This is a genomic window from Pseudomonas sp. ZT5P21 (assembly GCF_054897785.1).
The window spans coordinates 4,457,985-4,479,779 of record NZ_CM142705.1 but is presented as its reverse complement, the minus strand read 5'-3'; the positions used below and the strand labels follow the sequence as shown (position 1 = coordinate 4,479,779).

Below are 21,795 nucleotides of genomic sequence, written 5' to 3'. Positions count from 1 at the left end.
GCCCACGGCACGCCGTGGGCTTTATTGGCAGTCAGTGAGGCAAGGCCTTACTGAGGCGAAGCTTCAGTTTTTGGTTTGCCGAAGTGCCACTCGTAAACCACGAATTTGAAGTCCTTCAGGTCGCCTTTGTCGTCGAAGCTCAGGTCGCCAGTCGGGGTCTTGAAGGTGCCTTTGTGGATGGCTTCAGCCACTTTGGCAGTGTCTTCGGACTTGGCAGTCTTGATGCCGTCGGCGATCACGGTCACAGCCGAGTAGGCCGGGAACACGAACGGACCGCTCGGGTCTTCTTTTTTCGCTTTGAACGCATCAGCCAGGGCGACGTTGGCCGGATCCTGGTCGAAGGATTTCGGCAGAGTCACCAGCAGACCTTCCGAAGCCTTCTGAGCGATCTGCGAGATCGAATCGTTACCCACGCCTTCCGGACCCATGAACTTGGCTTTCAGGCCCTTTTCATCCGCCTGACGCAGGATCAGACCCAGTTCAGGGTGGTAGCCGCCGTAGTAAACGAAGTCGACGTTGGCTTGCTTGAGTTTCTGGATGATCGACGAGAAGTCCTTGTCGCCGGCGTTGATGCCTTCGAACACGGCAACCTTGGTGCCTTTTTTCTCGAGGGTTTGTTTAACGGCGGTGGCGATGCCTTCACCGTATTGCTGTTTGTCGTGCAGGACAGCAACGATTTTCGGTTTTACGTGATCGGCAATGTAGTTACCGGCGGCAGGGCCCTGGGCGCTGTCCAGACCGATGGTGCGGAACACCATTTTGTAACCACGAGTGGTGATGTCCGGGCTGGTGGCAGCCGGGGTGATCATGATCACGCCTTCATCTTCGTAGATGTCGGAGGCTGGTTGAGTGGAGCTGGAGCACAGGTGACCGACCACGAACTTGACGCCGTCGTTGACGACCTTGTTCGCGACTGCCACGGCTTGTTTTGGATCACAGGCGTCATCGTATTCAACGGCTTCGAGTTTCTTGCCGTCTACGCCGCCCTTGGCGTTGATCTGTTCGATGGCCATTTTGGCGCCACTGAACTGCATGTCGCCGTATTGGGCTACAGGACCGGTCTTAGGGCCGGCGATGCCGATCTTGATGGTGTCAGCTGCGAACGAATGGCTGGCAACCCCGGCCAGAACCATAGCGGCAAACAGTTTGGAAATCTGCTTAGTAGCCTTAGTCATAGTGCTCCACTCTTACTGTTGTAGTTTTTATAGTCCTGGCGCCGTAGCAGCAGAACCGGGTCAGATATCTTCAATATCCTCCGGAAAATGCCCCCGACAACTGTACCGGTACAGTGTAGAGCGCCGATTGTCAGCCTGGGAAGCTGGCGCCAGGGGGCAAAATCAGGGGTTGTCGCTTTTTTGAAAGAAAAAGACAGAATTGCGGCGGGGGTTGTAGCTGAATTCTCAGCAATCCTTGGCTTTCCTGCAGTTTTCAATCGGTGACTCAATTGCATCCGGGTTTTTCTGTCAGACCACCAACGTTATCATCCACGTCGATTTCTTTTCCGGACAGGACCCATGACTCAAGAACCTAGCACCCTCTATGCCAAGCTGCTTGGTGAAACCGCATCTATTACTTGGAAAGAGCTGGAGCCGTTCTTCGCCAAGGGTGCCCTATTGTGGGTCGACCCCGGTCTGGATTTGATAGCGGCGGCCGAGGCTGTGGCGACGGACGAAGGCGAGAAAGTGGCTGCCTGGCTGGCCGCCGACGAGGTCGCCAAGCTGTCTGAAACGAGGGCGCTGGACCTGTTCGAGCGCGATCCGGAGCTGTGGGCAGTGGTGGTTTCGCCGTGGATTCTGATCCAGGAAAGGGCGACGAAGTGAATGGCTGCCCTGTTTAGGTGCGCGTCCTGGCCGGAAAAAGTGTGTAGCCGAGTAGCGTGATGGCATGTTGCCGTGGAGAAAGGCCACAGGCTGAGTTGGCATAACGGTGACGTAAACGTAACGGGCACAGTTTATTGAGCAGCCGATAGGCTGCTTAATTGTTTCTGAATGTTGAGAATTGCGGTGAATCTGATGTCGCCATCGCGAGCAAGCTCGCTCCCACAGTGACGGTGGTGCACACGAATTTCGTGCACACCGCTAACCCTGTGGGAGCGAGCTTGCTCGCGATTGGCCGCGACGCGGTCTACTGCCGGTATCAGAAGCTTTTGCCGGTGTGGTTATTCAAAGAAATAACCTTGGTCTTGCCAATCCGGTGACGGTAGATCTCACGCAGGTACTTGATCGCTTTCTTCACGCAATCGCGCGAGAGGCGAATGTCATTGATCGAGACGAACTTGTCCTTGTCGTTGATCAGCTCGCGGTACTTCTTCTCGTACATCGGTTTGATCGCATACCAGTTGGTATCGAGGATCTTCGCCGGGTTTTCGAACTCGTTGAGCAAGTCGTCGATCAGGTCTTCGTCGAACTCTTCATTGATGATGAAGTCCAGGATCGAGTTATCCAGCGTGTCGTCGAAGCGGTACGGGTTCTTCGCGAAGCAGCGCTTGATGAACGCGACGATCAGCGTCAGGAAGTCGTCCGACAGGCACGGGCTCTTGGCGATCAGCGTGGTCAACGACAAGTTGGCCGACGCGCCGATCACCAGCGCATAACGCTTGAGCGTGGTATTCGGGAACAGGCTGTTGAGGTGAGTCTTCAACCGGTTCAGGTCCATGTAGGACAGTTTGTAGTCCTTCGGCAACGACACGATCGACACTACCGACGAACAGTTCTTGAAGAAGTGCAGGTCGTGCAACGCGGCTGCGTCATAACCGGAATTCTTGTACTGCTCCAGCGAGGCGCGATAGCGCTTGGATTCGATCGGCAACAGGCTGATGCCCTCGATGGCCTGGGTCACTTTGTTGAAGTGCGGCAGGTCGATGGAGCGGAAGAACAGGTCGTCGATATTCAGGCGCTGCGGCTCTTTTTCGAACACCTTGAACTTGTCGCTGCTCGGCGGCGGTGTTTCCGGCACCACGGATTCGGCGTAGGCAATCGCTACCGGGCCAGCCAGGCTCATGAACAGGTCGTTGGCGTCGAGGCGAATGGTTTCGCCGATGTCGATGCCGGCGCGACGGAAATAGTTCTGGTCGTAGTCAGTCGTGACCGCCTGCGCCGTCAGAATGTTGAAGATCTGCTGCGAGATGTACTGGTTGGCGTGCTTTTCCATCGCGTTGACGTCAATATTCTGGATGTTGCCGTCATCGCTTTCTTCGGCATAACGCATGATGTCGTTGGAGATCAGCATCATCGCGTTCCAGGGGCGGATACGGCCCATGACACTGGCTTCGCTGCTGTCTTCATTGGCGAAGTTGTAGGAGAAGTCCCACTCTTCAGACAGGTATTTGCACAGCAGGCGACCGGCGTTGATGTGCAGCGCCTCGGACATTTCACTGCGGTGATCGGAAATGTTCGGCAGTACGCAAATGCCGCTGGTGAAGATTGGTTCGAAGACGAAGGAGTGACCGCTCTTGCCGTCGTGCTCGTCCATCGGCTTGGTGTCGAACGTCTTGTTCATATACGAGTGTTGTTGGGCCAGGCCGAATTCCGAAGCCATGCCCGAGCCGGTACCGCCGCCGGCACTGAAGATCGAGAAATACAGGCGCGACTGGTTGGCCTTGATGCCGCAGCTGTCGATCAGGTACGAGTGAATCATCTTCCAGTCAGGGCTGGAGAAACGCTGGGTGTCCTTGTTCAGGATGATCTTGGCCAGGTATTGGCCGAGGATTGGCGCGTTACCGGCGCCACCGGCGTGGACTTCTGACAAGTCCATGATTTTCATTTTGCTGTAGTCGCGCAGAAAGCCGCTTTTTTCGCCCTTGCGCGAGAAGCGGATGCGACCGGCGATGTCTTTGTCGAGGTCGCCCAGCATTACCAGCGGTTCCACCAGAAATACCGGCTTTGTGGCCTTGTTCGGGCCCAGGCGCAGGTTGTTGCGAATCCACTGTGCCGGGCTGTAGCCCTTTTCGGCATAGCGTTTGTCCGGCGACAGACGGTCTTCGTTGTTGAATTCGTTGAGGTAGAACTTGCGGGCGTTGTACACCAGCTCCGCGACGTCCAGCGCAATGTTCGAGCCGCAGCGACCGAGGCCGATCAGGCACACCGACGGGAATTCCTGATCGTTGTGCTGTTCGTTATCGCCTTCCAGGTGCGGCGGACGCGGGAACACCATATCGCGCAGGCCGTCGAGGTTATCGAGGATGCGGTCCGTGTTGGTTTCGGTGAAGTACAGGTATTGCTGAGTCGCCAACGGGCGCGACGGCGTCAATGGCTTCGACGGTGCGGGGCTGTTCGCCGCGGGGCTCAGCGTCAGATCGGATATCGCAGTGGCCGGATTGTTTTTGGAAGTCATTGGCGCCATGTACCTGGGCTGGTCGGTCGGGCGACTGCTGTCGTCGAACCGTCACGGATGGGTTCTCGCGTCTTTTTTAGCGCGTAATTGGCCCAAGCGGCAGGGGGTTGGCCTGAGCATCACTCGGGGGAATCCTTTCCTTAGTCATGATAAATCGGCCAATATTTTGCGATCTTTAATCGAAAAGAAGGCCAAACGATGTCAACCCTACCTTCGTTGGGTTTTGACGGGCCGCTTCGAACCCGTGAAGTGGCGCGTGCGCACGCTGCTCAAGGACCTCGACACCGCCGTGAAATTTTCCCGTGAACAAGGTTCGGCCACGCCAATCAGCGGATTGGCCGCACAACTGATGCGCCTGCATGGGGGGCAGTTTTTTTGCAAAAAGATCCGTCAACGTTAGTGCAGCTGTACCGCGGGCCAGACTCAAAGGGCTGAAAGCACGCGCGTGCTTACGCTGGTTGATCTCGTTCAGCACCGGACGCAATTCCGCCAGCGGCACCGGACGACTGAGCAGGTACCCCTGCACGGAGTGGCAGGCGCTTGAGGTAGGCCAGGGAGGAAAATAACCGCTGCCGAAGTCGTCGATCGACAGCGAAACGCCGAGGGTGCGAATCTGGCGCAGCAACTCCAGCAACTCCAGCAACTCCAGCAACTCCAGCAACTCGGCGATGTTGTTCATCAGCGCGTTCTCGGTCACTTCCAGTTCCAAGTGCTGTGGCGCGACCCTGGCTGCCCGCAGCGCCTGTTCGATTTCATTGACCAACTCTTCAAGTGCCAGGTTCAGGGGTGAGCAATTCACGGCGATATGAAGTGCCTCGCAACCCTGGCGCGACAACGCGGCCAGGTCTTCGCAGGCTTTGCGCAGGACCCAATTGTCCAGCTCGACGATCAGGCCGTTGGCCTCGGCGATGCCAATGAACCGGTCCGGTGCCAGCAGTCCGTGAACCGGATGTTGCCAGCGAACCAGCGCTTCAAGCCGAAGTGGCACATTGGCTCCAACGATTTTGGCATTGGCTTGATAGCGTTTGGCGCTAAGGCTCAGGCGATCTGCTCAAAAGGCATTTCGAACTCGGGTTGCAGGGCGGGCAGGCCGAATGCCGCCCTGGCTGCATCACAATCCACGTTTGCCTCGCCATTGGCCCACGAGGCGTCGAATTCCCGACAGGTGCTGGAGCGCTTGTCATAAATCGAACACTGCACGGTGCTGCCCACTTCTCCGACCAGCCCGATGCAACGGGTGGGTTTGCAGTCTGTGCCGAGCATAGCCACGCGACTGGGGCTGATCGGCGCGACAAGCTCGTCGGGCACCGTTCCTCCCGCCGAGGTGCACTCTCCCCAGAAAAAAGAGACACGAAAGTGAGAACAGCAGGCACCGCAATTCAGACACGGACTGGCTTCGGACATGGGCGATAATCAAAGGAGGGATGGGGGGGGCGGTGTGGCAGACAAGGCCGCTATTCTAGGCTTCGCGTCGGGCTTTGGAAGGGGGGGCGAGAAGTATTTTACTGCGTCTGGCAGGGCTGTAGAAATAGCGCTTTTGGCCTGTAAACACTGGACTTGAGCGGTCCGCAGGGCCGGGTATTGCGCGGGGGCTCGCCATGGGCTGATATCAGCTTTACGAATAATTACAGACAGCTTTGGCGGGCCTGACTAGATTGCAGGTTCCGGGCTCGGATGCGACGACAGTGAAGCCCCAATGACAATAAAAGAGACGGACCCATGCAGAACTCGACCCAAGCGGCGAATGCCTGGCGCATTCTGTTCCTCCTGTTCCTGGCCAATCTGTTCAACTTCTTCGACCGCACCATTCCAGCCATCATCATCGAGCCGATCCGTATGGAATGGCACCTCAGCGATTTTCAACTGGGGATCATCGGGACTGCATTCACCATCGTCTACGCGATTGCCGGGCTGCCGCTGGGGCGGATGGCCGATACCGGCTCGCGCGCCAAATTGATGGGCTGGGGCTTGGCCACATGGAGCGCGCTGACCGCCGTTAACGGGCTGGTGGGCAGTTTCTGGAGTTTCCTGATCGTGCGCATGGGCATCGGCATTGGTGAAGCCAGTTATGCACCCGCCGCCAATTCATTGATCGGCGACCTGTTCCCCGCCCACCGCCGTGCGCGCGCGATGGGTATTTTCATGCTGGGTTTGCCATTGGGACTGTTGCTGGCGTTCTTCACCATCGGCTGGATGGTCAAGACCTTCGACAGCTGGCGTGCACCATTTTTCATCGCGGCAGTGCCGGGGCTGTTCCTGGCGATCTTCATGTTTTTCATCAAGGAGCCGAAACGCGGTGCGGCCGAAAGTGTGCAGGTCTCGCAGGAACGTGTGGACCGGCCGATCCGCCGAGTGCTGGCGGTGCCGACATTCCTGTGGCTGGTAATGGCGGGGCTGTGTTTCAACTTCGCCAGCTATGCCTGCAACTCGTTTATGGTGCCGATGTTGCAGCGTTATTTCCTGATGCCCTTGCATGAGGCCGCCGTGGCAACGGGCGTCATCGTGGGTGTGACGGGGCTGTTTGGCCTGACCTTGGGGGGTTGGGTCGCGGACAAGATTCACCAGCGCGTGGCCAATGGGCGGCTGCTGTTTGCGGCCTTCAGCCTGATCATCTCTTCGGTGTGCACCGCTTGGGCGTTGCATGCGGGGCGAGTCGAAATCGGGGTGTTCGTGGCAGTGTTCAGCGTCGGCTGGTTGTTTGCCTACAACTTCTACACCTGCGTTTACACGGCGATTCAGGACGTGGTCGAACCGCGTTTGCGGGCGACGGCCATTGCGTTGTTCTTTGCCGGGTTGTATTTGCTCGGCGGTGGGTTGGGGCCGGTGGTGGTGGGCGCTCTGTCCGATCACTTTGCGCACACGGCCATGCTGGCGGCCGGTGCCGAGCAGATGACCGAAGCGTTCAAGGCTGTCGGGCTGCATGACGCGATGTACCTGATCCCGGTGGCGCTGTTCTTGACGATGGTGTTTTTGTTTCTGGCATCGCGGTGTTTTGTGCGGGATGCGCAGCGGATGAAAGAGGGGCTGGTGACGGTGGTTGAGCCTGGGGCCGCAGTGGCTACTGCTTAAGATCAAAAGATCGCAGCCTGCGGCAGCTCCTACATTGAATCGCGTACATCCGTAGGAGCTGCCGAAGGCTGCGATCCGGGCGTCATCGGGATCACAGCAGACTTACAGAATGCAAAAAGGCCCGCATCGCTGCGGGCCTTCTTTTTTGCGGTGGCGCCGAGAGCTTAACCCGCCACCAACACCCGAATCGCTTCCAGTCGCAGTGCAGCCTTGTCGAGCATCGCCAAGCCTTGTTCACGCTGCTTACGCAGGGCAACCAGTTCGCTGTCACGTACAGTCGGGTTGACTGCTTGCAACGCAGTCAGGCGCGCCAGTTCTTCGTCGGTATCGGCCGCGAGGCGACGCTGTGCTTCGGCAACGCGCTCGGCATGACGCGGGAAGATTTTTTCTTCACCGGCGTTGATCCGTGGCGTCAGCTGATCGCGCTGGGCCTGGATGAACTTGTTGGCGCTGGCGCGCGGCACGCTTTCCAGTTGGTCGTTCAGGGTTTCGAACGACACCCGGGCCGACAGGTCGTTGCCATTGGCGTCGAGCAGGCAGCGTAGCGCGGCTGGCGGTAAGTAACGGCCCAATTGCAGCGAGCGTGGAGCAACCACTTCACTGACGTAAAGCAATTCCAGCAACACGGTGCCCGGTTTCAGCGCCTTGTTCTTGATCAGCGCGACGGCGGTGTTGCCCATCGACCCGGACAGCACCAGGTCCATGCCGCCCTGCACCATCGGGTGCTCCCAGGTGATGAACTGCATGTCTTCGCGAGACAGTGCCTGGTTGCGGTCGTAGGTGATGGTCACGCCTTCGTCGTCGCCCAGCGGGAAGCTGGCGTCGAGCATTTTTTCACTCGGCTTGAGGATCAGGGCGTTTTCCGAATGGTCTTCGCTGTCGATGCCGAAGGCGTCGAACAGGGTTTCCATGTAGATCGGCAGGGCGAATTGATCGTCTTGCTCAAGAATGTCCTCGACCAGCGCATCGCCTTCGCCGGCGCCGCCGGAATTGAGTTCCAGCAGACGGTCACGACCGGTATGCAGTTCGGCTTCCAGACGCTCACGCTCGGCACGGGCTTCGTCGATCAGCGCTTGCCACTCGCCATCGTCGGCATTTTCCAGTAGCGGCAGCAGGCGCGGACCGAACTGATGCTGCAAGGCGTTGCCGGTCGGGCAGGTGTTGAGGAACGCATTCAGCGCTTCGTGGTACCACTGGAACAGCCGCTCTTGCGGGCTGGTTTCCAGGTAGGGCACGTGCAGCTCGATGATGTGCTTCTGACCGATCCGGTCCAGACGACCGATGCGCTGTTCCAGCAGGTCCGGGTGCGACGGCAGATCGAACAGCACCAGGTGGTGCGAGAACTGGAAGTTGCGACCTTCACTGCCGATTTCCGAGCAGATCAGCACCTGCGCGCCAAACTCTTCGTCGGCGAAGTACGCAGCGGCGCGGTCACGCTCGAGGATGTTCATGCCCTCGTGGAACACCGTGGCCGGAATGCCGGAGCGCACGCGCAGGGCGTCTTCCAGGTCCATGGCGGTTTCGGCGTGGGCGCAGATCACCAGCACTTTGGTGCGTTTGAGCATTTTCAGCTGATCGATCAGCCACTCGACACGCGGGTCGAATTTCCACCAGCGTTCTTCCTCGTTGGCATCCGGCTGGGCCTGGAAGCTGACTTCCGGGTACAGCTCGGCGTGATCGCCCAGCGGCAGTTCGAGGTATTCGTCGGGGCACGGCAGCGGATACGGGTGCAGTTTGCGTTCCGGGAAACCCTGCACGGCGGCGCGGGTGTTGCGGAACAGCACGCGGCCGGTGCCGTGGCGGTCCAGCAGTTCGCGGACCAGACGGGCGCTGGCTTCGGTGTCGCCATCGTTGACGGCGGTCAGCAGCGCTTCGCCTTCGTTGCCGAGGAAACCGTGAATGGTCTTGTGCGCTTCAGGCGACAGGCGCCCCTTGTCCAGCAGCTCCTGAACGGCTTCGGCCACCGGGCGATAGTTTTCGCTCTCGGCGCGGAAAGCGTGCAGGTCATGGAAACGGTTCGGGTCGAGCAGGCGCAGACGTGCAAAGTGGCTGTCCTGGCCCAGTTGTTCCGGGGTCGCAGTCAGCAGCAACACGCCAGGAATCGTTTCAGCAAGCTGCTCGACCAGGGTGTATTCCGGGCTGGCCTTGTCTTCGTGCCACACCAGGTGGTGGGCTTCATCGACGACCATCAAGTCCCACCCGGCAGCAAACAACGCGTCCTGAGCCTTCTCGTCGTCCACCAGCCATTCCAGCGCAACCAGTGCGAGCTGGGTGTCTTCGAACGGGTTGGTCGCATCGCTTTCAATGAAGCGTTCTTCGTCGAACAGCGCAACCTGCAGATTGAAGCGACGGCGCATTTCCACCAGCCACTGATGCTGCAGGTTCTCGGGCACCAGGATCAGCACGCGGTTGGCGCGGCCCGAAAGCAGTTGGCGATGAATTACCAGACCGGCTTCGATGGTCTTGCCCAAACCCACTTCGTCCGCGAGCAGAACCCGCGGCGCAATGCGATCGGCGACTTCGCGAGCGATGTGCAACTGGTGCGCGATCGGTTGCGCACGCACGCCACCCAGGCCCCACAGCGAGGACTGCAACTGGCGGCTGGTGTGTTCAAGCGTGTGGTAGCGCAGGGAGAACCAGGCCAGCGGGTCGATCTGGCCGGCGAACAGACGGTCGCTGGCCAGACGGAACTGAATGAAGTTCGACAGCTGGGTTTCAGGCAGGGTGACCACTTCGTTCTGCGCGTTGAGGCCGTGGTAGACCAGCAGGCCGTCAACGTCGTCGACTTCCTGGACGGTCAGTTTCCAGCCTTCGAAGTGAGTGATCGAGTCGCCCGGCGAAAAGCGTACGCGGGTGAGGGGCGCATTCCGTAGCGCGTACTGGCGAGTGTCGCCAGTGGCCGGATAGAGCACGGTCAACAAGCGGCCGTCCTGTGCCAGAACGGTGCCTAAACCCAGCTCGGCTTCGCTGTCACTGATCCAGCGTTGCCCCGGTTGATACTGCTGCGCCATGCTGCCTGACTCCCACCTTGAAAAAGCGGGCTATCTTAACGGAATGAGGGCTTCAGGGCCAAAGGATTAGGAGCGGCGGCAAGCTTTAAGCCGCAAGCTGCAAGTCAGGGCGTGATGCCTTTATTGAACATGCGGGTCACCATTGAGTGCCGATTGGGTCACAGTTTGCGACCGATGGCTCAAGTCGCCATCCCCGCAGCCGACAGCCTGCTGACAGGAGACAAATAATTATGCTGCCACCGATGCTTCCCTTGAGTGCCGTGCCGATCACTTCACAGCAGGATCCGATCCGCCAGCGCCCCGATATTCCGCCCGTTGTACCGGTGCAGGAAAGCTCCAGTGAAAGCACCATTGACCTGCAACAGCGCGATCCGGAGGAGGCGGCTTTTCAGTTGCGCGAGGAACAGCGTCGCAAGCAGGAACAGCAAAGGCGTCGTCGCGAAGCTGATGAAGATCCCGAGGAACACCTGGCGATTCCCGGTACCGAGCTCAACGCCGACAACACTGTGCCGGTAGCACCGCTGATTGAAGACGAGCCTCGTCAGGGGTTGTGGGTCGACATTCAGGTGTAGGAGCTGCCAAAGTCTGCGATCTTTTCGGTCATCACCGAAACTCACTGACCGTCCGCCGCCAACGTCGTCAAGCTCCCCAAAAGCACCTCAATCTCCTTCTCGGTATTGAAATAACTCACCGCAATCCGCGCGAGCTTTCCAGCCCTCTTGCCTGCATGTCCAGCGGCGTATAGGCCACGCCATCGGCACCGATGTTGGTCCCTCGCTACATATTTTGTTAAGTCGCTGTCGCACGAGTGGCTGGTCAGCGCCGGCGCCAGACCGCATTATTGGTGCAATCCTGCCGAGCGATGCGGCAGTGGAATTTCCCTTCACGCGATGCACTGAACGCCATGAGCCAAGACGACAAGCTGATCGACCTCAACGCCGAACGCGCCAAGCGAGTTCACGACCTCAAAGACAAACGCCTGAATGAAGTGCGCCAGGCATTCGAGCAAGCGATGCCATTGGGTAAAGCGAAGAAAAAGCCGAAGAACAAACCGAAAAAGCGTTAATCCTCCAGCTTCCGTTGATGCAGATCAGTTTTCCCCCTCCTATGCGCCCTGTCGCGGGCGATATTGACCCCGGTCAATTTTCTCTCCTGCCTGATTGGTTAACTTAGCCCCATCGCAACAGGGCAAGTGCAGGAGGCCAGTCATGTTTTTCGACAACGTGGTGATCGCCGGAGTGCTGACAGTCGGCCTCATGGTTCTGTTTTTTGCAGGGTTTGGATTTTTTATCTGGAAGGATTCGCACAAGCGGAAAAAACCGTAGGTCTTTCCTGATGCAATGAGCACGCAAGGCATTTTGGGCAACTTCGGTTGCCCTTTTTTTTGGGTGTGATTTCTATCAAGGTACACACACCACTTGTGGGAGCGAGCTTGCTCGCGATTTAGGCCAAAACATTCAACATCCATGTTTGTTGCAAGGCCGCCATCGCGAGTAAGCTCGCTCCCACAATTGATTTGTGGTGTCAGGAAGAGCGAAGCAATAAAAAAGGCGCGAACCTCACGGAACGCGCCTTTTTCGTTGCAGCGAACTATCAGCTGCCCAGTGCCTTCGACGCCAGCCAGAACAGGCCGGCCGACAAGGACACGGTTGCTGGCAAGGTCAGGACCCATGCCAGCAGGATGGTTCTGACGGTGCCGCCCTGCAGGCCGCTTTTGTTGGCGACCATGGTGCCGGCCACGCCTGATGACAGAACGTGGGTGGTGGACACCGGCAGGCTGAAGATGTTGGCCATGCCGATCAGGCTGGCGGTAGTGATCTGCGCCGACATGCCTTGGGAGTAAGTCATGCCTTGCTTGCCGATCTTCTCGCCGATGGTCAGTACCACGCGCTTCCAGCCCACCATGGTGCCCAGGCCCAGGGCCAGTGCGACCGCCAGAATCACCCAGAACGGCGCGTATTCGGTGGTGGTGGTCAGGTCTTTGCGCAGTTTGTTCAGGTCAGCCTTTTCACGGGCAGCTAGGCCGGGCAGCTTGCCGACTTTCTTGGCCGTGTCATCCAGGCAGAGCAGGTAGCGACGGACTTCGACACGGCTTTCCGCCGACAGCGAGTGGTAGTCGGCGACACCTTTGAGGGTGCCTAGCAGGGCGGTAATGGTCGGTTCGGTCTGTTGCGCGTTGCAACGGAATTTTTCCGGCAAATCACCTTCCACGCTTTTGCCCAAGGCCAGGTATTCACCCAGCGTATCGGCATTGCGCTTGTAGAACTGGCTCAGGTGCAAGGTCGCGTCGCGCGTCCGTTCGATCTGGTAGGTGGTGCTGCCCAGGTCGAGTACGAACTGCGCCGGAACGATACCGATCAGCACCAGCATGATCAGGCCTATACCTTTCTGACCATCGTTGGAACCGTGCACGAAGCTCACGGCCATGGCCGAGATCACCAGCACCAGGCGGTTCCAGAACGGCGGATGCTTTTTGTCGTCGATCTTGCGGCGCTGTTCCGGGGTCTTGTGCATCTTCGACAGTGGTCGCCACCATTTAAGGCTGATCAGGATCAGTGCTGCGATCAGGAAGCCTGCCATTGGCGAGAACACCAGCGACATAGCGATATCGATCGCCTTTTGCCAGTTCACTCCGTCGGCCAACGGAATATCGTTAATCAAGGCGTTGGCCAAGCCCACGCCGAGGATCGAACCGATCAGCGTGTGGGAGCTGGAGGCCGGGATACCGAAGTACCAGGTGCCCAGGTTCCAGGTGATGGCGGCGGCAAGCAACGAGAACACCATCGCCAGCCCGTGACCGGTGTTCACATTGATCAGCAGTTCTACCGGCAGCAGGTGGACGATGGCATACGCCACGCCAACACCGCCCAGCAGCACGCCGAGGAAGTTGAACACACCGGAAAAGAACACGGCCAGATGCGGCGGCATGGCTTTGGTGTAGATAACTGTGGCAACCGCGTTAGCGGTGTCATGAAAGCCGTTGATGAACTCGAAGGCGAGGACAAAGGCGAGGGCGAGCAAGAGGCTCACAAGCACCCAAGCATCCAGTCCGCTGAATAAATCGATCATGAAGGTTTTCTGACCCGGTCGTAAGGGGGCGCGATTATGCCAGAAAAGACTGTAAATCGATGCACTAGCTGCTCATTGGTAACATTCTTCAACGAATTAGTTTGATGCAACACCCCAAGCGCCGGGCTTTTACCGGTTTTTGCAAGTCGTTGAATTTCTTTGTAAAGCCCGCAGGAACAAGGGTTTGTCTCCAAGAGGCGAGAGACGTAGGGCTTGTATGAAATATCTGAGAAGAGGGCCAGACATGAGCCAAATTGCCTCATCAGATAGATGAGGTGACCGCTGCCCGCTCGTAGCGGGCGCGAATGGCAACATCAATGCACCCCGCTTTTAACGGGAGCAGACGCAGACCCTTTAAGGAAGTCAGGCCGAAGCGATCATGGCTCTTCGGCTTTGAGTTCCTTTTCCATCTTCTGCAGTTCCTGGGTGAAAGCCTGGTCCTGAACGGTGGCGCGTTTACGCCAGGGTTTGCGTTCCGGTTCGGGCTGAGCGGCGTAGGTGGTGACTTCCCCGCCGTAAACTTCCTTGTAACGTTGTTCCTGGCGCTCAAGTTCCGCGCGCAGTTCGTCTTTCGTCACAGTGCTACCTGTATGGGTTGAGATTAATTCTGGTAAATCGCGCTGCATCAAATGCATCGACCACGCTCGCCGAAAAGACAATACCCGGGAAGGGCATTGTTTTACGACACGGCGATCGGTACTTCCATGTTGCAGGCGGCCACGGCACCAGAGCAAAACGGCTGACGTAGCATCAGTTTCCTGTTTCAGCGAGCGCGCTGCCGGAGCATTTGAAATGAGCGTCAGGTGCTTGCTGCGGGCAGCCACGATGGAAACATCGCGCTGCCGGTGGCGGAACCGGCAATTAATAGAGCCGGGTCGCCACTGAATTGCATTATAGCGGTCGATTTGAAGAACACTATCGCCAAACAGTTAAAAATGGATCTTCATGTGTGATCGTTTTATTTACTTTCAAGTTTTTACGCCAGTTGGAAGCGGTGTCTTTCTGACGCCATTAAGTCGAACAAGTTAAGACATTAAATGGGGCCTTTAACTCAGGTTTCAAGCACGGGCAATACATATACGTGGAAGGGCGTTGGCGTGCTCGACCCGAAGCTCTGTGTCAGCGGCGATTGCGATTATCGGCCGAGGGTTCGATACTCGCCCAATTCTGGCTGCCTGTGGCTTATGCGCCGAACCCGCAGCTGCTTGTAATAGCCGTTGCCGATCGGTGTGGGAAAAGGCTTGATTTCGAAGGGGTGCTGTCCCGGGCGCAGGCGCGAGTCGGGCTGATTCCGCAAACGCTCGAACCTTCGGCGCCTGGCAAGGGCGGTTCCTCGACCATGCCGCACAAACGCAACTCGGTGGGCGCTGCGGTGGAAGTGTTGAGCAGCGTCCTCGCTCAACGGGTCGGCCGCGACACGGCGCATCCTGAAGGAGACTGCCATGGCTTTCGTACAACTCGCCGAGGGCGAACTGAATTACCAACTCGATGGACCGGTCGATGCGCCAGTGCTGGTGCTGTCCAATTCACTGGGTACCGACCTGCACATGTGGGACGCACAGATTGCGGGGTTCACCGAACATTTTCGTGTGCTGCGTTTCGACACTCGCGGCCACGGCAAATCGCTGGTCACGCCAGGGCCTTACAGCATCGAACAACTGGGTCATGACGTGTTGGCGTTACTGGATGCGATGCACATCGATAAAGCGCATTTCTGCGGTCTGTCGATGGGTGGTTTGATTGGCCAGTGGCTGGGCATCAACGCCGGTGATCGATTGAACAAACTGGTGGTGTGCAACACCGCCGCGAAAATCGGCGATGCGTCGATCTGGAACCCTCGCATTGAAACCGTGCTGCGTGACGGCGCGGCGGCCATGGTCGCGCTGCGCGATGCGTCGATTGCGCGCTGGTTCACTCCGGATTTTGCCGAGGCCAATCCAGCGGCGGTGAAGCGGATTACCGACATGCTTGCGGCGACTTCACCGCAAGGTTACGCCGCCAATTGCGCCGCCGTGCGCGATGCCGATTTCCGTGATCAGCTGTCTTCGATCAAGGTGCCGCTGCTGGTCATCGCCGGCACCGAAGATGCGGTGACGCCGGCGTCCGGTGGGCACTTCATTCTGGAGAGCGTGCAGGGCGCCGAGTACGCCGAGTTCTATGCCGCGCACTTGTCCAACATTCAGGCCAGTGCTGACTTCAGCGACCGGGTACTGGCGTTTCTTTTAGCGGATTAAGGGGATTGTTGTGGACGAGAAACAACGTTACGACAAGGGCCTGAACGTCCGCCGCGCAGTGCTCGGCGAGGCCCATGTCGACCGCAGCCTGAACGCGCTGACAACGACGTTACGCGCAGCGAGATCAAGGAAGTGATCATGCAGAGCGCGATTTATTGCGGCATTCCGGCAGCGAATGCGACGTTTCATTTGGCTGAATCGGTTTGGGACGAGTGGGGGTTGAGTCGAGGGAGTGATTCCCGGCGTTTGCGGTGTCTGAAGAAACCGAGGTTGGCGCCTAGGGTCCAGTCGCCGATGGGTTGGGCGTGGATCAGGTTGACGTATTGCTGGCTGTAAATGTCCTTGAGTTCGGCGTTCCATAGACCGACCTGAGTACGCTTTTCGTTGAACAGGTATTCGCCGCCCTGGAAGTTGAAGCGATCGGAGGTGAACGCCGCTTTGCCGGTCATCGACAGGTCGTTCATGCTGCTGTCGTCACGCGGGCTGTTTTTGCGGAACTGACCGGCGTACAGCGTCGGGCCATTGATTTCCTTCGATGTGAGCTGGCCGCCGCGGAAGGTTTGTGGCAGCGAGCGACCATCGTCCGAACGCAGGATCGGCAGCACCGGCATCCATTCGCCGACCTTCACTTCGGTCTGCGCCAGCTTCGCTTTGAACGCCACGTTGGTGCGACCGAAACTGTCCGCCGGGCGACCGTCATGGTCGAGCGGCAGCAGTTGCGTGCCGCCGGTGCCTTTGCCGCCGTCGAGTTTCACCGAGTACAACCCCAGCACATCCAGCCGAACCCGACGGTGCCCCGGGTGAAGCCGGACTTGGCGTCGAGGATGAAACTTTGCGTCCACTCTTCAGCCTTGCCCTGCGCCTTGATCGGGTTGGTGAAGTTGCGGTTGAGGTAGAAGTTGCGCCGGTTCACGTTGACCTTGACCCCTTCGACAAACCCCGACTCTTCGGCCGTGGCGGGCAGGGCCGCGCCGGTCAGCGCGAGGGCGATCAGGCCGGGAACGAAATAAGCGGAAGGCGTCATGTGCTCAGTCTCTCTAATTCTTGGGGATGAAACGGATTGATGCCGCAACGGACTGGTTGCAGACAAAAGAGTCGAATTCAAATGAAACGGGGCGAGATCAGCCGGACAGAGCAGGGCGCGGGGGCATGGTGTCGAACCTGTTATTGGTTTTGTGTGGCGAATGGTGCGGGGAATGAACTGGATGGTTCAATTGGTAAAAGCGGGTTTTGGGAGATTATCGAACGTAAGATGGGTCGGGATTCAGGGTGTATGTACTGGCCCCATCGCGAGCAAGCTCGCTCCCACAGGTTTAGCGGAGTTCACCAAGATTGTGTTCGACACGGACACTGTGGGAGCGAGCTTGCTCGCGATGAGGCCAGTGATCACACCACACCTTTCTTCGCAGCCAACAAAAAGCCCACCAAAAAGGTGGGCTTCGTGTTTACAGCTTAATCAGAACAACCTCATCTTCGGCGCTTCTTCATTCAGTGGCTCGACTTTCGCGGTCTGCTCATTCCAGCCACCGCCCAGCGCCTTGTACAGATTCACGGCGCTGGTCAGCTGCGCCAGGCGGTCGGTGATCAGTGCCTGCTGGGCACTGAACAGCTGACGCTGGGCATCGAGGAAGGTCAGGTTGCTGTCGACACCAATGCGATAACGACGCTCGGCCAGACGGTAGTAGTCCTGGTTGGCGGTGACGAAATCACGCTGGGCCTGCAGCTGCTCGGTGTAGGTCTGGCGGGCGGCCAGGCCGTCGGCGACTTCCTGGAAGGCCGTTTGAATGGACTTCTCGTAGTTTGCGACGCCGATGTCTTTCTGGATTTTCGAGTAATCCAGGCTGGCGCGCAGGCTGCCGGCGTTGAAGATCGGCAGGTTGATCTGCGGCTGGAACAACCAGGTGCCCGAGCCGCCCTTGAACAGGCCGGACAGGTCCGGGCTCAGAGTCCCGGCGTTGGCGGTCAGGCTGATGCTCGGGAAGAACGCCGCCCGTGCCGCGCCGATGTTGGCGTTGGCGGCCTTCAGGTTGTATTCGGCCTGGAGGATGTCCGGACGACGTTGCAGCAAGTCCGACGGCAGGCCGGGCGGTACATCGCTCAGCAGGTCGTCAGACAGCGGCTTGGCTTCTTGCAGATTGGCCGGGATGCCGGTGCCGAGCAGCAGCACCAGGCTGTTTTCATCCTGGGCAACCTGGCGCGTGTAACGAGCCAGTTGTGCACGGGCGTTTTCCACCGAGGTACGCGACTGCGCCAGATCCAGCGCGGAAGCCACACCCACTTCGTTGCTGCGCGCGGTGAGCTTGTAGCTCTCCTCGAACGCACCGAGGGTGTCTTGAGTCAGTTTGCGCAGCTCTTTGTCAGCCTGCCAGGTCAGGTAGGCATTCGCCACGCTGGCCACCAGGCTGATTTGCGTGCTGCGACGGCCTTCTTCAGTCGCGAAGTATTTCTGCAGCGCTTCTTCGCTCAGGCTGCGAATCCGACCGAACAGGTCGAGTTCATAAGCACTGATGCCAACGGTCGCGGAGTAGGAACTGGTGATGCCCGCTTCACCGGTCTGCGAAGCATTCGCCGGAACCCGCTGACGGCTGCCGGTGCCGTTGGCCGAAACGGCCGGGTACAGGTCCGCACGCTGGATGCGGTACTGCGCCGCGAACGCGTCGATGTTCAGCGCGGCGACACGCAGGTCACGGTTGTTTTCCAGGGCGACCTGGATCAGCTGTTGCAACGCCGGGTCATGGAAAAACTGCTTCCAGCCTTGTTCGGCGGCGGCCTGGTTTGGCGCCTCGGCCGGCGAATACGCCGGGCCTTGCGGGTATTGGGACGCGACCGGTGCTGCCGGCTGCTGATAATCGGGTATCAGCGAGCAACCGCTCAGCACGAAGGCCGCGACTGCGATGGAGAGTAGCGACTTGCTCATTAGCCAGCCTCTTTAGAAGGTTCAAGAGCGTCGTCCTGATCGGCGGTTTTACGCTGACCCATGGCCGACACGGTGACAAAGAACAGTGGGACCCAGAAAATCGCCAGGATCGTGGCCGTGAGCATACCGCCAATTACCCCGGTACCGATCGCATGTTGGCTACCCGAACCTGCGCCCGTGGAAATTGCCAGCGGCACCACGCCGAGGACGAAGGCGAGCGAGGTCATGATGATCGGTCGCAAACGCATGCGGCACGCTTCGATCGCGGCCTCGCGCAGGCTACGCCCTTGCTCATGCAGTTCCTTGGCAAATTCGACGATCAGGATGGCGTTTTTCGCGGCCAGACCGATGGTCGTCAACAAGCCTACCTGGAAGTACACGTCGTTCGACAGGCCGCGCAAGCTGGTCGCCATCAGCGCACCGATGATCCCCAGCGGCACCACCAACATCACCGCGATCGGAATCGACCAGCTTTCGTACAAGGCCGCCAGACACAGGAATACCATCAGCAGCGATAAGGCGTACAGCGCTGGCGCTTGCGAGCCGGACAGACGTTCTTCGTACGAGAGTCCGGTCCAGGAAATACCGACACCCGCCGGCAGTTTCGCGGCCAGGGCTTCGACTTCGGCCATGGCTTCACCGGTGGAATAGCCTGGCGCCGGGGCGCCGAGAATTTCCATCGCTTCTACGCCGTTGTAACGGGAAAGTTTCGGTGCGCCGTAAATCCACTCACCCTTGGCGAAGGCCGAGAACGGGACCATGGTGCCGGCGCTGTTGCGCACATACCATTTCTTGACATCTTCAGGGCTCATGCGCGCGCCCGGTTGGCCTTGCACGTAAACCTTCTTCACCCGACCGCGGTCGATGAAGTCGTTCACATAGCTACTGCCCAAGGCAATCGACAGGGTGTTGTTGATGTCGGTGAGGGTCACGCCCAGCGCGCTGGCCTTCTCGTCGTCGATTTCGAGTTGATACTGGGGTTCGTCGTTCAAGCCGTTGGGACGAACTTGTGACAGGACCTTGCTCTGCGCCGCCATGCCGAGGAACTGGTTGCGCGCTTCCATCAGTTTTTCATGGCCGATACCGGCGCGGTCTTGCAGGAATACGTCGAAACCGGTGGCGTTACCCAGTTCCAGTACCGCCGGTGGCGCGAAGGCAAACACCATGGCGTCGCGGAAGCTGAAGAAGTGTTGTTGCGCACGGGCCGCCAGTTTGAACACGCTGTTATCGGCATTCCGTTCGTCCCACGGTTTGAGCATGATGAACGCCATACCCGAACTCTGGCCACGGCCGGCGAAGTTGAAGCCGGTCACGGTAAACACCGACGCCACTGCGTCGCCTTCACCACCGTCCTTGCTTGGCCGCAGCAGGAACTCGCGCATCTCGTCCACGACCACTTGCGTGCGCTGGGCACTGGAACCGGCCGGAGTTTGCACTTGTGCAAACAGTACGCCCTGGTCTTCTTCCGGCAGGAACGCCGTTGGAATACGGGTGAACAGCCAGATCATGCCGACCAAGATGATGACGTAAGCCAGCAAGTACGGCGCTTTGTGCGTGAGCATGTTGCCAACGCCACGCTCGTAGCTTTTCACGCCACGGTCGAAGCTGCGGTTGAACCAGCCGAAGAAGCCGCGTTTCGGCGTGCCGTGCTCGCCTTTCGGAATCGCCTTGAGCATGGTCGCGCAGAGCGCCGGAGTGAAGATCAATGCGACCAGCACCGACAGCGCCATCGCCGAAACGATAGTGATCGAGAACTGTTTGTAGATCACACCGGTCGAGCCACTGAAGAATGCCATCGGCAACAGTACCGCCGACAGCACCAGCGCAATACCGACCAATGCACCCTGGATCTGCCCCATGGATTTCTTGGTGGCTTCCTTGGGTGACAGGCCTTCTTCGCTCATGACCCGTTCGACGTTTTCCACCACGACGATGGCGTCATCCACCAGCAAGCCGATGGCCAGGACCATGCCGAACATGGTCAGGGTGTTGATGCTGAAACCGAAGGCGGCGAGGATCCCGAAGGTACCCAGCAACACCACCGGCACGGTCATCGTGGTAATGACGGTGGCGCGGAAGTTCTGCAGGAACAGGAACATCACCAGGAACACCAGCACGATCGCTTCGACCAGGGTTTCAACCACACCCTTGATCGATTCGGTCACCACCGGCGTGGTGTCGTACGGGAACACCACTTCCATCCCTTGCGGGAAGAACGGCTTGAGGCTGTCGATGGTTTTGCGCAGGGCTTTTGCGGTATCGAGGGCGTTGGCGCCGTTGGCCAGTTTTACTGCCAGACCGGACGCCGGGCTGCCGTTGAACTGGGCGCTGATAGAGTAGTTTTCACCGCCCAGGCCGACATCCGCCACGTCGCCGACACGCACTTGCGAGCCGTCCTTGTTGACCTTCAGCAGGATCGCCTTGAACTGCTCGGCGGTTTGCAAACGGGTCTTGCCGATAATCGTCGCATTCAGCTGCTGGTCGGCAACCGCAGGCAAGCCACCGAGTTGACCGGAGGATATCTGCACGTTCTGCGCGGCAATGGCGGTTTTCACATCGCCGGGGGTCAGGTTGAAGTTGTTCAACTTGGCCGGGTCGAGCCAGATCCGCATCGCGTACTGGGCACCGAAGACCTGGAAATCACCGACACCGGCAGTCCGCGAGATGGGGTCCTGCATGTTCGACACGATGTAGTTGGACAGGTCGTCCTTGGTCATGCTGCCGTCGCGCGAGACCACGCCGATCACCATCAGGAAGTTTTTCACTGCCTTGGTTACGCGGATCCCCTGTTGCTGCACTTCTTGCGGCAGCAGCGGGGTGGCCAGGTTCAGCTTGTTCTGGACCTGAACCTGCGCGGTATCGGAATTGGTGCCCTGCTCGAAGGTCGCGGTAATGGTCATGTTGCCGTCGGAGTTACTTTCCGAGGCGACATAACGCAGGTTGTCGATACCGTTGAGCTGCTGTTCGATAACTTGCACCACGGTGTCCTGCACGGTTTGTGCGGACGCGCCTGGATAGGTCACGGAAATGGCGATTGCCGGAGGGGCAATGCTCGGGTATTGGTTGATCGGCAGTTTGAGGATCGATAGAGCCCCGACCAGCATGATCACCAGGGCAATTACCCAGGCGAATATCGGACGGTCGATAAAGAATTTCGACATGG

The 21,795-nt window shown here is 58.7% G+C and carries 14 protein-coding genes and 5 pseudogenes; 8 read left to right on the top strand and 11 right to left on the bottom strand.

Translation table 11 applies throughout. The features are described from left to right. Positions 1-47: 47 nt before the first annotated feature. Entirely contained in the window at positions 48-1,175 is a 1,128-nt protein-coding gene (locus ACYZT9_RS20805) for a branched-chain amino acid ABC transporter substrate-binding protein (RefSeq protein ID WP_462007203.1), read from the bottom strand. 339 nt (positions 1,176-1,514) lie between these two features. Between ACYZT9_RS20805 and ACYZT9_RS20800 the strand changes: the two genes are divergently transcribed. Then, positions 1,515-1,820, top strand: coding sequence for a DUF2288 domain-containing protein (locus ACYZT9_RS20800; protein ID WP_084321763.1), 306 nt, complete (start codon positions 1,515-1,517; stop codon positions 1,818-1,820). 316 nt (positions 1,821-2,136) lie between these two features. On the opposite strand, the gene ACYZT9_RS20795 is transcribed toward ACYZT9_RS20800, so the two are convergent. Then, positions 2,137-4,332 carry a hypothetical protein gene (locus ACYZT9_RS20795; protein ID WP_462007202.1) on the bottom strand — a complete coding sequence of 732 codons (2,196 nt, stop codon included), beginning with the start codon at positions 4,330-4,332 and terminating at the stop codon, positions 2,137-2,139. Between the two features lie 232 nt (positions 4,333-4,564). Here ACYZT9_RS20795 and ACYZT9_RS20790 point away from each other — a divergent pair. Then, positions 4,565-4,767: pseudogene (locus ACYZT9_RS20790) on the top strand (NAD(P)-dependent oxidoreductase); the annotation flags it as partial. 184 nt (positions 4,768-4,951) lie between these two features. Here ACYZT9_RS20790 and ACYZT9_RS20785 read toward each other — a convergent pair. Together ACYZT9_RS20785 and ACYZT9_RS20780 are read right to left on the bottom strand one after the other, a co-directional pair. Next, a pseudogene (locus tag ACYZT9_RS20785) lies at positions 4,952-5,320 on the bottom strand (EAL domain-containing protein); the annotation flags it as partial. Positions 5,321-5,370: 50 nt separating this feature from the next. Continuing rightward, positions 5,371-5,736: a YkgJ family cysteine cluster protein gene (locus ACYZT9_RS20780; protein ID WP_462007201.1), complete on the bottom strand. Its 366-nt coding sequence runs from the start codon at positions 5,734-5,736 to the stop codon at positions 5,371-5,373. 315 nt (positions 5,737-6,051) lie between these two features. On the opposite strand from ACYZT9_RS20780, the gene ACYZT9_RS20775 reads away from it, so the two are divergent. After that, positions 6,052-7,401 (top strand): spinster family MFS transporter, encoded by a 1,350-nt coding sequence (locus ACYZT9_RS20775; RefSeq protein ID WP_462007200.1) that lies wholly within the window; start codon positions 6,052-6,054, stop codon positions 7,399-7,401. A gap of 164 nt (positions 7,402-7,565) precedes the next feature. On the opposite strand, the gene rapA is transcribed toward ACYZT9_RS20775, so the two are convergent. Continuing rightward, positions 7,566-10,412, bottom strand: a complete 2,847-nt coding sequence (gene rapA, locus ACYZT9_RS20770) for an RNA polymerase-associated protein RapA (RefSeq protein ID WP_462007199.1) — start codon at positions 10,410-10,412, stop codon at positions 7,566-7,568. A 230-nt stretch (positions 10,413-10,642) separates the two neighbouring features. Between rapA and ACYZT9_RS20765 the strand changes: the two genes are divergently transcribed. Beyond that, positions 10,643-10,984 (top strand): aspartate-semialdehyde dehydrogenase, encoded by a 342-nt coding sequence (locus ACYZT9_RS20765; RefSeq protein WP_462007198.1) that lies wholly within the window; start codon positions 10,643-10,645, stop codon positions 10,982-10,984. Positions 10,985-11,025: 41 nt separating this feature from the next. On the opposite strand, the pseudogene ACYZT9_RS20760 reads toward ACYZT9_RS20765, so the two are convergent. Next, positions 11,026-11,189, bottom strand: a pseudogene (locus tag ACYZT9_RS20760) (aminotransferase class V-fold PLP-dependent enzyme); the annotation flags it as partial. Between the two features lie 127 nt (positions 11,190-11,316). Between ACYZT9_RS20760 and ACYZT9_RS20755 the strand changes: the two are divergent. Next, a complete protein-coding gene (locus ACYZT9_RS20755) occupies positions 11,317-11,478 on the top strand; it encodes a hypothetical protein (protein WP_462007197.1) in 162 nt (53 codons plus the stop codon). A gap of 142 nt (positions 11,479-11,620) precedes the next feature. Next, positions 11,621-11,737, top strand: a complete 117-nt coding sequence (gene ccoM / locus ACYZT9_RS20750; RefSeq protein ID WP_007906619.1) for a cytochrome c oxidase subunit CcoM — start codon at positions 11,621-11,623, stop codon at positions 11,735-11,737. Between the two features lie 268 nt (positions 11,738-12,005). On the opposite strand, the gene ACYZT9_RS20745 is transcribed toward ccoM, so the two are convergent. Both ACYZT9_RS20745 and ACYZT9_RS20740 read right to left on the bottom strand, forming a co-directional pair. Further along, entirely contained in the window at positions 12,006-13,481 is a 1,476-nt protein-coding gene (locus ACYZT9_RS20745; protein ID WP_462007196.1) for an inorganic phosphate transporter, read from the bottom strand. Positions 13,482-13,858: 377 nt separating this feature from the next. Next, positions 13,859-14,059 carry a hypothetical protein gene (locus ACYZT9_RS20740; protein ID WP_007935837.1) on the bottom strand — a complete coding sequence of 67 codons (201 nt, stop codon included), beginning with the start codon at positions 14,057-14,059 and terminating at the stop codon, positions 13,859-13,861. A gap of 864 nt (positions 14,060-14,923) precedes the next feature. Here ACYZT9_RS20740 and pcaD point away from each other — a divergent pair. Further along, the gene (gene pcaD, locus ACYZT9_RS20735; protein ID WP_462007195.1) at positions 14,924-15,715 is read left to right on the top strand and encodes a 3-oxoadipate enol-lactonase; all 792 of its coding nucleotides are present in this window, start codon (positions 14,924-14,926) and stop codon (positions 15,713-15,715) included. A gap of 10 nt (positions 15,716-15,725) precedes the next feature. Further along, positions 15,726-15,958 (top strand): annotated as a pseudogene (locus tag ACYZT9_RS20730) (carboxymuconolactone decarboxylase family protein); the annotation flags it as partial. A 14-nt stretch (positions 15,959-15,972) separates the two neighbouring features. Here ACYZT9_RS20730 and ACYZT9_RS20725 read toward each other — a convergent pair. From ACYZT9_RS20725 to emhB, 3 genes and pseudogenes are all read right to left on the bottom strand, one after another. Then, positions 15,973-16,739, bottom strand: a pseudogene (locus ACYZT9_RS20725) (OprD family outer membrane porin); the annotation flags it as partial. A 432-nt stretch (positions 16,740-17,171) separates the two neighbouring features. Next, a complete protein-coding gene (gene emhC, locus ACYZT9_RS20720) occupies positions 17,172-18,632 on the bottom strand; it encodes an efflux RND transporter outer membrane subunit EmhC (RefSeq protein ID WP_462007194.1) in 1,461 nt (486 codons plus the stop codon). Continuing rightward, positions 18,632-21,793 (bottom strand): efflux RND transporter permease subunit EmhB, encoded by a 3,162-nt coding sequence (gene emhB, locus ACYZT9_RS20715; RefSeq protein ID WP_462007193.1) that lies wholly within the window; start codon positions 21,791-21,793, stop codon positions 18,632-18,634. Before emhB ends, emhC begins: the two co-directional genes overlap by 1 nt. Positions 21,794-21,795: the final 2 nt, after the last annotated feature.